The sequence below is a fragment of the Kitasatospora sp. NPDC086009 genome (assembly GCF_044540385.1).
Lineage (GTDB): Bacteria > Actinomycetota > Actinomycetes > Streptomycetales > Streptomycetaceae > Kitasatospora.
In genome coordinates this window covers 1-11484 of the sequence record NZ_JBITSA010000026.1, presented here as the reverse complement: position 1 = coordinate 11484, position 11484 = coordinate 1, and the positions used below count along the sequence as shown (strand labels likewise).

Genomic DNA, 11484 nt, shown 5'->3' with positions numbered 1-11484 from the left:
GGATCGAGTCAGTTCCAGCCCCGACCGGCCCGCGCCAGCAGCCAGCAGGAACCGCCGCCGGTACAGCGGCACCGTCAACAAGGGGGAGCGCCCAGTGCGTCGAGCGATCGAGGGGTGCGCAGTGAGCGAGCGGAACGAGCCACTCGTCAGGGAAGCGCGCCGTTCCCGGCACGCGTCGAGCGTCCGCGAGGTGGGGGCATGAGCACCTCCGCCACGACCGGCTTCTGCCGCGTCACCGTCGTCGCCCCGGACAGCCGGATCGACGTCGCCCTGCCCGAGGACGTCCCGCTCGCCGACGTCTACCCCGAGGTGCTGCGGCTCTCCGGGCAGACCCAGCCCGACGGCGCCCCGACCGGCTTCCACCTGGTCCGCCGCGACGGCACCGTGCTCGACAGCGGTCTGCCGCTCGCCGCGCAGCAGGTCCGCGACGGCGACCTGCTCAGCCTGCGCCCGTTCGCCGAGTCGCTGCCGCCGGCCGTCTACGACGACGTCGCCGACGCCATCGCCACCGCCGTCGAGGCCGACCGCCGGTTCTGGAGCCCCGAGTTGATGCGGGCCTTCGGCCTGATCGGCGCCGGCGTGCTGCTCACCCTGCTCGGCTTCGCGCTCTGGTTCTCCGACCTGCGCCACGACATGCACGGCCTGCCCGGCGTCCTGTCCGGCGTCATCGCCGTCGTGCTCACCGCCCTGGCCGGCGTCCGCGCCCGGGTGTACCAGGACGCCTGGGCCGCGCTCGCGCTCGGCCTCGGCGCGCTGCCGCACGCCCTGATCGGCGGCAGCGGCCTCATCGCGGTCGCCCACCCGTGGGACGGCCCGGGCCGGCTCCAGTTCCTCACCGGCTGCGTCGCCGTCCTGGTGGTGGCCGTCCTGCTGGTCGGCCTGCTACCGGAGAAGGACTCCCTGTTCGTGGCCGCCGCCTTCGTGTCCGCCGCCGGCGCGCTGGCCACCTTCGCGGCCGTCCTGCTGCCGTCGACCCCGGCCAACCACATCGCCGCGGTCACCGGCGTCGCCGCCGTCGCCGTGATCGGCTTCCTGCCCGGCCTCTCCGCCCGGTTCGCCCGGCTGCCCGTCGGCTTCAGCGCCCCCGGCCAGACCCGGACCCGCAGCCGGGACTACGACGAGGAGGCCGGCCGCGCCGAGGCCGTCCAGTACGAGCGCATCGCCCACCAGGCCCGCCGCGGCCACGAGGTGCTGGTCGGCCTGGTCGGCGGCTGCGCCGCGGTGATCGTCGGCGCCTGCGCCGTCCTCGGCTTCACCGACGAGCTCTTCCCGGAGCTGCTCGCCCTCACCCTCGGCATCGCCACCATGCTGCGCGCCCGGCTGTTCCGCTACACCGCGCAGGTCTTCAGCCTCACCATCGCCGGCCTGTTCGGCCTGTCGCTGCTGATCGTCGGCCTCTCGCTGCACACCCCGCTGTTCATCCTGAAGGCCGCCAGCTCCACCGACGTGGACCTGCGCACCATCTGGCTGGCCACCTCGATCGCCTTCGGCGCCGCGGTGCTCACCGCGATCGCCCTGGTGGTGCCCCGGCTCGGCGTCTCGCCGTTCTGGGGGCGCATCCTGGACCTGGTCGACAGCCTCACCCTGATCGCCCTCGTCCCGCTGGCGCTGGGCGTGCTGGAGGTCTACGGCCTGGTCCGCGGCGCCACCGGCTGACCGGTCGCACCGGGCACACTGGTACGCTTGCCCTTCGAGTGCAGCAGGGTGTCCGCCCCTCGCGGGTCGCCGACCGCCGGCCGCACTCAGTCACGACACCGAGTTCTCGCAGAGTCCTGTGCCGTAGACCAGGCCCGCTCGGTACCACCTCAAAGGAGTTGCAGTGGCTCTCGCCTCTGACGTCAAGAAGCAGATCTTCGCCGAGTTCGGCCAGAAGGAGGGCGACACCGGCTCCCCCGAGGTCCAGGTCGCCATGCTCTCGCGCCGCATCTCGGACCTGACCGAGCACCTCAAGGCCCACAAGCACGACCACCACTCGCGTCGTGGCCTGCTGATCCTGGTCGGCCAGCGCCGCCGCCTGCTGCAGTACCTGGCCAAGAAGGACATCGAGCGCTTCCGTACGCTCGTCGACCGTCTGGGCATCCGCCGCGGTGCCGCCGGTGGCGCCCGCTAAGACCGCCGCTCGGGGCGGCTCCCCACACCGGGGAGCCGCCCCTCGCGCGTATGCCGCGGTCGCCGACCCGCGACCCGGCACCGTATAACAACTCGCGCGCACCTCCCCTGGTGGCCGAGGATTGCACCGTAGGGTTGTGGGCATGCCGGGTGATGGCGCGACACCGCGCCACCCGGGCGAAAGACCCCGACCCCCCGCGGGACGAAGGCTTCAAACGGAAGCCGCCCGCATCCGAGAGAGCGTCCAGACGCGGACCGCCCGCCCCGGCCTGGCAGCCGAGAGGCGCCGGTCCTCGGTAGTGGCCGCCGGAAGCCCCGCAGACCGAGCGGGGCCCACCGGAGGCTTCGATCGAAGACCGGCCCGACTGCCTTCCTCTGCGCAAGAGCGCACGAGGGCCCCGGGCCACCGGCAGCGATGCGCGGGGGCGCTCTCCCGGAGACGTACGAAAGAGGAGATCTTCCAGGTGGAAGAGAACGTGTTCTACGCCGAAGCCGTGATCGACAACGGTTCCTTCGGCACCCGTACCATCCGCTTCGAGACGGGCCGCCTGGCCCGTCAGGCCGCCGGCTCCGCCGTGGCCTACCTGGACGACGACACCATGGTGCTGTCGGCCACCAGCGCCTCCAAGCAGCCGAAGGAGCACTTCGACTTCTTCCCGCTGACCGTGGACGTCGAGGAGCGGATGTACGCCGCCGGGCGCATCCCCGGCTCGTTCTTCCGTCGCGAGGGCCGGCCCTCCGAGGACGCGATCCTCACCTGCCGCCTGATCGACCGCCCGCTGCGCCCGTCCTTCGTCAAGGGCCTGCGCAACGAGATCCAGGTCGTCGTCACCGTGATGGCGCTCAACCCCGACCACCTGTACGACGTGGTGGCCATCAACGCCGCCTCCGCGTCCACCCAGCTGGCGGGCCTGCCGTTCTCCGGCCCGATCGGCGGCGTCCGCGTCGCGCTGATCAAGGGCCAGTGGGTGGCCTTCCCGACCCACTCCGAGCTGGAGTCGGCCGTCTTCGACATGGTCGTCGCCGGCCGCGTCCTGCCCGACGGTGACGTCGCGATCATGATGGTCGAGGCCGAGGCCACCGACAAGACCATCAAGCTGGTCGAGGGCGGCGCCGAGGCGCCGACCGAGGACGTCGTCGCCGCCGGTCTGGACGCCGCGAAGCCGTTCATCAAGGTGCTCTGCGCCGCGCAGTCCCAGCTGGCCGCCCAGGCCGCCAAGCCCACCGGCGAGTTCCCGGTCTTCCTGGACTACCAGGACGACGTGCTCGCCGCCCTGACCGCCGCGGTCAAGGACGAGCTGGCCCAGGCACTCACCATCCCGGGCAAGCAGGAGCGCAACAACGAGCTGGACCGCGTCAAGGCGATCGCCGCCGAGAAGCTCCTGCCGGAGTTCGAGGGTCGCGAGAAGGAGATCAGCGCCGCGTACAACGCGCTGACCAAGAAGGTCGTGCGCGAGCGCGTCATCAAGGACAAGGTCCGCATCGACGGCCGCGGTGTCACCGACATCCGCACCCTGGCCGCCGAGGTCGAGGCCATCCCGCGCGTCCACGGCTCGGCCCTGTTCGAGCGCGGCGAGACCCAGATCCTGGGTGTCACCACGCTGAACATGCTGCGCATGGAGCAGCAGCTGGACACGCTCTCCCCGGAGACGCGTCGCCGCTACATGCACAACTACAACTTCCCGCCGTACTCGGTCGGCGAGACCGGCCGCGTGGGCTCGCCCAAGCGCCGCGAGATCGGCCACGGCGCGCTGGCGGAGCGGGCGATCCTGCCCGTGCTGCCGACCCGCGAGGAGTTCCCCTACGCGATCCGCCAGGTCTCCGAGGCGCTGAGCTCCAACGGCTCCACCTCGATGGGCTCGGTCTGCGCCTCCACCATGTCGCTGCTGAACGCCGGTGTGCCGCTGAAGGCCGCCGTCGCCGGTATCGCCATGGGCCTCATCTCGCAGGAGATCGACGGCGAGACGCACTACGTCGCGCTGACCGACATCCTGGGCGCCGAGGACGCGTACGGCGACATGGACTTCAAGGTCGCCGGTACCCGCAACTTCATCACCGCGCTGCAGCTGGACACCAAGCTGAACGGCATCCCGGCCTCCGTGCTGGCCGCCGCGCTGAAGCAGGCCAAGGACGCCCGCCTGCACATCCTCGACGTGATGAACGAGGCCATCGACGCGCCCGACGAGATGTCGCCGAACGCGCCGCGCATCATCACCATCAAGATCCCGGTGGACAAGATCGGTGAGGTCATCGGCCCCAAGGGCAAGATGATCAACCAGATCCAGGAGGACACCGGCGCGGACATCACCATCGAGGACGACGGCACCATCTACATCGGTGCGGTCGACGGTCCCTCGGCGGAGGCTGCCCGTACGACGATCAACCAGATCGCCAACCCGACCATGCCGGAGGTCGGGGAGCGCTACCTGGGCACCGTGGTGAAGACCACGACGTTCGGCGCGTTCGTTTCGCTCATGCCGGGCAAGGACGGCCTGCTGCACATCTCGCAGATCCGCAAGCTGGCCGGTGGCAAGCGCGTGGAGAACGTCGAGGACGTGCTCGCCGTCGGCGCCAAGGTCCAGGTCGAGATCGCCGAGATCGACCCGCGCGGCAAGCTCTCGCTGATCCCGGTCGTCGAGGGCGAAGAGGGTGGCGAGGCCGCTTCCGAGTGAAGCGCCGCTAGCCCCCCGGTTCGATAGAAGCGGCCGCGGCCCGCACGCCCCGTCGGCGTGCGGGCCGCACCCTGTTGTTGCACATGCTTTCTACGGAGGTACACCCCGTGGCCCAGGCCTCGGCGGCGAAGCAGCGCCCCGGCACCACCCGGACCCTGCTCAAGGGCGTGGACGGCGCCGGCACGGTGCGCCGCACCGTCCTCCCCGGCGGCCTGCGGGTCGTCACCGAGACCCTGCCGACGGTGCGCTCCGCGACCTTCGGCATCTGGGTCGGAGTCGGTTCGCGGGACGAGACCCCCCAGCTCAACGGAGCCACGCACTACCTGGAGCACCTGCTCTTCAAGGGCACCGAGCGGCGCAGCGCGCTGGACATCTCGGCCGCCCTGGACGCGGTCGGCGGTGAGATGAACGCCTTCACCGCCAAGGAGAACACCTGCTACTACGCCAGGGTGCTCGACACCGACCTGCCGCTCGCCATCGACGTGGTGTGCGACATGCTCACCGGCTCGCTGATCCGCCCGGAGGACGTCGAGGCCGAGCGCGGCGTCATCCTGGAGGAGATGGCGATGGCGGAGGACGACCCGGGTGACGTGGTGCACGACCTCTTCGCCAAGGTGATCTTCGGCAGCGGCCCGCTCGGCCGCCCGATCCTCGGCACCCAGGAGACGGTCAACGGGCTCACCCGCGACCAGATCGCCGGGTTCTTCCACCGCCGCTACAAGCCCGAGCACCTGGTCGTCGCCGCGGCCGGCAATCTCGACCACCGCAAGGTGGTCCGCCAGGTCGAGAAGGCCTTCGCGGCGCTGCTGGCGCGCTCCGGGGCCGAGCCCGCCGAGGCCCGCCGCGGCGTCAAGGCCGTGCGCACCGCCGGCAAGGTCGAGGTGCTCAACCGCTCCACCGAGCAGGCCCACCTGGTGCTCGGCGTGCCCGGGGTGCCGCGCCACGACGAGCGCCGCTGGGCGATGGGCGTGCTGAACGCGGCACTCGGCGGCGGGATGAGCTCGCGGCTGTTCCAGGAGGTCCGGGAGAAGCGCGGCCTGGCGTACTCGGTGTACTCGTACTCGTCCTCCTACGCGGACAGCGGCCTGTTCGGCATCTACGCCGGCTGCCAGCCCAAGCGCGTCGAGGAGGTGCTGCGGATCTGCCGCGAGGAGCTCGCCAAGGTGGTCGCCGACGGCATCACCGAGGAAGAGCTGCGCCGGGCGATCGGCCAGATCTCCGGCTCCACCGTGCTCGGCATGGAGGACACCGGCTCCCTGATGAACCGGATCGGCAAGGCCGAGCTGAGCTACGGCCACCACCTCTCGGTGGACGACATGCTGGCGAGGATCGCGGCCGTGACCCTGGACGACGTCCACGCGGTGGCCCGTGACGTGCTGGGCGCGCACCGGCCCTCGCTGGCGCTGATCGGTCCGATCAACGACAAGCGGGCCGCCCGGCTCGCCGACCTGCTGGTCTGAAGGGACTTCTCACCATGACGCTGCGTGTCGCCGTGATCGGCGCCAAGGGCCGGATCGGCTCCGAGGCGGTCAAGGCCGTCGAGGCCGCCCCCGACCTGGAGCTGGTCGCCGCCCTGGGCCGGGGATCGGACCTCGACGAGCTGACCCGGGCCGGGGCCCAGGTCGCCGTCGAGCTGACCCACCCCGACTCGGTGATGGCCAACCTCGACTACTGCGTCCACCACGGCATCCACGTCGTCACCGGGACCACGGGCTGGGACGACGCGCGGCTGGGCGAGCTGGAGGGCTGGCTGATGCCGGGCGGCGAGCCGCGGCCGCTCGGTGTGCTGGTCGCGCCGAACTTCTCGCTGGGCGCGGTGCTGGGCATGAAGTTCGCCCAGACCGCCGCCAGGTACTTCGAGTCGGTCGAGGTCGTCGAGCTGCACCACGACCGCAAGGCCGACGCGCCGAGCGGTACGGCCACCCGGACCGCGCAGCTGATCGCCGCGGCCCGCGCCGAGGCCGGCCGCCCGCCGCAGCAGGACCCGACCACGCACAGCCTGCCCGGTGCCCGCGGCGCGGACGTGGACGGGATCCCGGTGCACGCCGTCCGGCTGCGCGGCCTGCTGGCGCACCAGCAGGTGATGTTCGGCGACACCGGCGAGACCCTCACCATCCGGCACGACTCGCTGCACCACAGCAGCTTCATGCCGGGCATCCTGCTCGGGGTGCGCAAGGTCGTCGAGAACCACGGTCTCACCGTGGGCCTTGAGAACTTCCTGGACCTGTGAGCGACCGGTGACCTCCCGTACCGGTTTCTTCGTCCTCTCCGGCGTGCTGCTGCTGGTGGCCCTGGTCTGCGTCGGCGAGGGCGTCCAGCTGATCGCCACCGGCAAGCCGCTCGGCATCGGCCTGGGCCTGTGCGCCTTCGTCGTCCCGCCGATCGGGGTCTGGTTCCTGCGCCAGACCGTCCGCTTCGGCCGGGCCAGCGAGCGGCTCGCCCGCGAGCTGGAGGCCGAGGGCGGCCTGCCGGTGGACGAGCTGAAGCGCACCGCCGGCGGCCGGATCGACCGGGACTCGGCCGACGCGGTGTTCGCCCGCCGCAAGGCCGAGGCGGAGGCCTCGCCCGGCGACTGGCGGGTCTTCTTCCGCCTCGCGGTGGCGTACGCCGACGCCGGCGACACCCCGCGCGCCCGTAAGACCATGCAGCACGCGATCCGGCTGCACCGCACCAACGAACCCGCAAGGAGTACCGCGTGACCGACGAACCCACCGCCCCCAGGTTCCGCAGCGATGTCACCGTGGAGCTGGTCCGCAGCTCCGCCGCCGACTCGGACGTCATCTGGGCGGCCCGGGTCTCGACGGCCGGGGAGCAGTCCCTGGAGGCGTTGCAGCAGGACCCGGAGAAGTCCACCGGTCTGATCAACTACCTGATGCGGGACCGGCACGGTACGCCGTTCGAGCACAACTCGATGACCTTCTTCATCAGTGCGCCGATCTTCGTCTTCCGGGAGTTCCACCGCCACCGCAGCGGCTGGTCGTACAACGAGGAGTCCGGCCGCTACCGCGAGCTGCAGCCGGTGTTCTACGTGCCCGGTGAGGAGCGCAAGCTCGTCCAGCAGGGCCGCCCGGGGCGCTACGAGTTCGTCGAGGGCACGCCGAAGCAGTTCGACGTGGTCGCCGAGCAGATGGAGGCCGCCTACCAGGGGGCCTACCGGGCGTACCAGGAGATGCTGGCGGCCGGTGTCGCCCGCGAGGTGGCCAGGGCCGTGCTGCCGGTCGGCCTGTTCTCCTCGATGTACGCGACCTGCAACGCCCGCTCGCTGATGCACTTCCTGTCGCTGCGGACCAAGAAGGAGAACGCCGCGGTGCCGTCGTTCCCGCAGCGCGAGATCGAGATGGTCGCCGAGCAGATGGAGGAGCAGTGGGCCCGGCTCATGCCGCTCACCCATGCGGCCTTCGAGAAGCACGGCCGGGTCGCCCCCTGACCTGGGGTGACAGGCATATGGGCGGCTTGCCTGGCATGTCTGGATTGCGGCTTTTCTAGCCGCTCCCTACGCTCGTGACACGGATTCCGGTGCTGCGTGAACCCCCGAGCATGCAGCACCGGAATCCCATCTTTGTGCCGCTCCGCGCGCCACACCTGTCCGAACCCTGGACCGGCCTGGGTACCGCCCCACCGCCTACGAGTAGTTTTGGACGCATGGCTCCGACCTCCACCCCCCAGACGCCGTTCGGCCGGGTCCTGACCGCGATGGTGACCCCGTTCACCGCTGACGGCGGGCTCGACCTCGACGGCGCCCAGCGCCTCGCCGCACACCTCGTCGACGCAGGCAACGACGGCCTCGTCCTCAACGGCACCACCGGTGAGTCCCCGACCACCAGCGACGCCGAGAAGGCCCGGCTGGTCCGCGCCGTCGTGGAAGCGGTGGGGGACCGCGCCCACGTGGTGGCCGGTGTCGGCACCAACGACACGCACCACAGCGCCGACCTCGCCCGCCAGGCCGAGGCGGCCGGGGCCCACGGCCTGCTGGTCGTCACGCCGTACTACAGCAAGCCCCCGCAGGAGGGCCTGTACCGGCACACCACGCACATCGCGGACGCCACCGGCCTGCCGGTCATGCTCTACGACATTCCCGGCCGCAGCGGTGTCGCGCTGAGCCACGAGACGCTGGTCCGGCTCGGCGAGCACCCGCGGATCGTCGCCAACAAGGACGCCAAGGGCGACCTCGGCGCCGCCGCCTGGGCCATCGCCCGCTCCGACCTGGCGTGGTACTCCGGCGACGACATTCTCAACCTGCCGCTGCTCTCGGTCGGCGCCGTCGGTCTGGTCAGCGTGGTCGGGCACGTGGTCGCCGCGGAGCTGCGCAGCATGGTCGACGCCTACCTGGGCGGGGATGTGGCCAAGGCCACGGCGATCCACCAGAGCCTGCTGCCGGTCTTCAGCGGTATGTTCCGCACGCAGGGTGTCATCCTCGCCAAGGCGGCCCTGGAGCTGCAGGGCCGGCCCGCCGGCCCGCTCCGGCTGCCGCTGGTCGGCGCGACTTCCGAGGAGATCGCGCAATTGAAGAAGGATCTCGCCGCCGGCGGGGTACACCTGTAACAGACAAGACGTGCGCGCCCCGGCTCGCCGGACCTCCCAGGAGGGCCGCCGCTGGACCGGAACGAAGGCGTGAGAGTACTTACCCAGTAGGAAACCGACACTGAGTACGCACGCCATATGTCTCTCGGGGAGGACCCCAGGCGTATGGCGTGCGTCGTGAGGAGAGTCTTTTGAGCCACCCGCATCCCGAACTCGGCGCGCCCCCGGCCCTCAAGGAGGGCGCCCTGCGCATCACTCCGCTCGGCGGTCTCGGCGAGATCGGCCGCAACATGACGGTCCTCGAATTCGGGGACCGCATTCTCATCGTCGACTGCGGCGTCCTCTTCCCCGAGGACGAGCAGCCCGGCGTCGACCTGATCCTCCCGGACTTCAGCTACATCCGGGGCCGGCTCGACAAGATCGACGGCATCGTGCTGACCCACGGGCACGAGGACCACATCGGTGCCGTCCCGTTCCTGCTCCGGGAGAACCCGGACATCCCGCTGATCGGTTCGAAGCTCACCCTGGCGCTGATCGAGGCCAAGCTCGCCGAGCACCGCATCCACCCGTACGTGCTGGAGGTGAAGGAGGGCGACCGCGAGCGGATCGGCCCCTTCGACTGCCAGTTCATCGCGGTCAACCACTCCATCCCGGACGCGCTGGCCGTCGCCGTGCGCACGCCCGCCGGCATGGTGGTCGCCACCGGTGACTTCAAGATGGACCAGCTGCCGCTCGACGGCCGCCTCACCGACCTCCCGGCTTTCGCCAAGCTGGCCGAGGAGGGCATGGACCTGCTGCTGGTGGACTCCACCAACGCCGAGGTCCCCGGCTTCATCCCGCACGAGCGGGACATCTCGGCCGCGCTGCGGAACGTCTTCGCCAACGCCGACAAGCGCATCATCGTCGCCTCCTTCGCCAGCCACGTGCACCGCATCCAGCAGGTGCTGGACGCCGCGCACGAGTACAAGCGCAAGGTCGCCTTCGTCGGCCGCTCGATGGTCCGCAACATGGGCATCGCCCGCGACCTCGGCTACCTGAAGGTCCCCGGCAACCTGGTCGTCGACGTCAAGCAGCTGGACGACCTCCCGGACAAGGAGGTCGTGCTGATCTGCACCGGTTCGCAGGGCGAGCCGATGGCGGCGCTGTCCCGGATGGCCAACCGCGACCACCAGATCCGCATCGTCGAGGGCGACACCGTCATCCTGGCCTCGTCGCTGATCCCCGGCAACGAGAACGCCGTGTACCGGGTGATCAACGGCCTGACCCGCTGGGGCGCCAAGGTCGTGCACAAGGGCAACGCCAAGGTGCACGTCTCGGGCCACGCCTCGGCCGGCGAGCTGCTGTACTTCTTCAACATCTGCAAGCCGCGCAACCTGATGCCGGTGCACGGCGAATGGCGCCACCTGCGCGCCGCCGCCGACCTGGGCATCGCGACGGGCATCCCGAAGCACCGCACGGTCATCGCCGAGGACGGCGTCTGCGTCGACCTGGAGAACGGCGTCGCCCGCATCGTGGGCAAGGTGCAGGCCGGCTACGTCTACGTCGACGGTTCGTCCGTCGGCGACATCACCGAGGCATCCCTGAAGGACCGCCGGATCCTCGGCGAGGAGGGCTTCATCTCGGTCTTCGTGGTGGTCGACTCCACCAACGGGAAGATCGTGGGCGGTCCGACCATCCAGGCCCGCGGTTCCGGCATCGACGACAAGGCGTTCGCCCCGGTGACGGCCAAGCTCCAGGAGGCACTGGACCGCTCGGCGGGCGACGGTGTCCTGGAGATCCGCCAGGTCCAGCAGCTCGTGCGCCGGACCATGGGCAAGTGGGTGGCGGACAACTACCGCCGCCGGCCGATGATCCTGCCGGTCGTCGTCGAGGTCTGAGCCTCCCCACGGCCAGTTTGACGTGGGGCGACCCGGTGCGTAGTGTTCTCCGGGTTGCCCCACGGGACGGCCTGCCGGAAGTTCTCGAACGAAATTCGAGAACAACAGGCGGAAAACGGCCCGAAAAACTCTGCTAGAGTTCGGGAGCGCCGAAAGGCGAAAGCCGATCAGGTAAATGAAACTCCGGAAAACGGAGCGGAAAACATCTGATAAGCTGGAAACACGAAAGAACGAAGCGCCCGGAGGGCCCGCTGGAAGGCGGTCCGAAGGAAGTGTCCGTTCCTTGAGAACTCAACAGCGTGCCA

At 70.5% G+C, this 11484-nt stretch carries 9 protein-coding genes; all 9 read left to right on the top strand.

Annotation, left to right across the window (positions count from 1 at the left end; all coding sequences use genetic code 11):
• The first annotated feature begins 198 nt into the window (after positions 1–198).
• The gene (gene eccD, locus ACIF6L_RS35585; RefSeq protein ID WP_396491717.1) at positions 199–1656 is read left to right on the top strand and encodes a type VII secretion integral membrane protein EccD; all 1458 of its coding nucleotides are present in this window, start codon (positions 199–201) and stop codon (positions 1654–1656) included.
• A 163-nt stretch (positions 1657–1819) separates the two neighbouring features.
• The gene (gene rpsO / locus ACIF6L_RS35580) at positions 1820–2110 is read left to right on the top strand and encodes a 30S ribosomal protein S15 (RefSeq protein WP_030397713.1); all 291 of its coding nucleotides are present in this window, start codon (positions 1820–1822) and stop codon (positions 2108–2110) included.
• Between the two features lie 463 nt (positions 2111–2573).
• On the top strand, positions 2574–4781 hold the full coding sequence (locus ACIF6L_RS35575) for a polyribonucleotide nucleotidyltransferase (RefSeq protein WP_329487696.1): 2208 nt from the start codon (positions 2574–2576) through the stop codon (positions 4779–4781).
• A gap of 83 nt (positions 4782–4864) precedes the next feature.
• On the top strand, positions 4865–6241 hold the full coding sequence (locus ACIF6L_RS35570) for a M16 family metallopeptidase (RefSeq protein WP_396491716.1): 1377 nt from the start codon (positions 4865–4867) through the stop codon (positions 6239–6241).
• A gap of 14 nt (positions 6242–6255) precedes the next feature.
• Entirely contained in the window at positions 6256–7011 is a 756-nt protein-coding gene (dapB, locus tag ACIF6L_RS35565; protein WP_329487694.1) for a 4-hydroxy-tetrahydrodipicolinate reductase, read from the top strand.
• 7 nt (positions 7012–7018) lie between these two features.
• Entirely contained in the window at positions 7019–7480 is a 462-nt protein-coding gene (locus tag ACIF6L_RS35560) for a hypothetical protein (protein ID WP_329487693.1), read from the top strand.
• Positions 7477–8208 carry an FAD-dependent thymidylate synthase gene (gene thyX / locus ACIF6L_RS35555; RefSeq protein ID WP_329487692.1) on the top strand — a complete coding sequence of 244 codons (732 nt, stop codon included), beginning with the start codon at positions 7477–7479 and terminating at the stop codon, positions 8206–8208. Before ACIF6L_RS35560 ends, thyX begins: the two co-directional genes overlap by 4 nt.
• A 215-nt stretch (positions 8209–8423) precedes the next feature.
• Complete coding sequence (dapA, locus tag ACIF6L_RS35550) at positions 8424–9323, top strand: 4-hydroxy-tetrahydrodipicolinate synthase (protein WP_396491715.1); 900 nt, start codon at positions 8424–8426, stop codon at positions 9321–9323.
• 170 nt (positions 9324–9493) lie between these two features.
• Positions 9494–11179 (top strand): ribonuclease J, encoded by a 1686-nt coding sequence (locus ACIF6L_RS35545; protein ID WP_329487690.1) that lies wholly within the window; start codon positions 9494–9496, stop codon positions 11177–11179.
• Positions 11180–11484 lie beyond the last annotated feature (305 nt).

Coding starts and splice junctions, on each gene's coding strand:
- dapA (WP_396491715.1), top strand. CDS start 8,424: ATGGCTCCGACCTCCACCCCCCAGACGCCGTTCGGCCGGGTCCTGACC.
- ACIF6L_RS35570 (WP_396491716.1), top strand. CDS start 4,865: ATGCTTTCTACGGAGGTACACCCCGTGGCCCAGGCCTCGGCGGCGAAG.
- eccD (WP_396491717.1), top strand. CDS start 199: ATGAGCACCTCCGCCACGACCGGCTTCTGCCGCGTCACCGTCGTCGCC.
- dapB (WP_329487694.1), top strand. CDS start 6,256: ATGACGCTGCGTGTCGCCGTGATCGGCGCCAAGGGCCGGATCGGCTCC.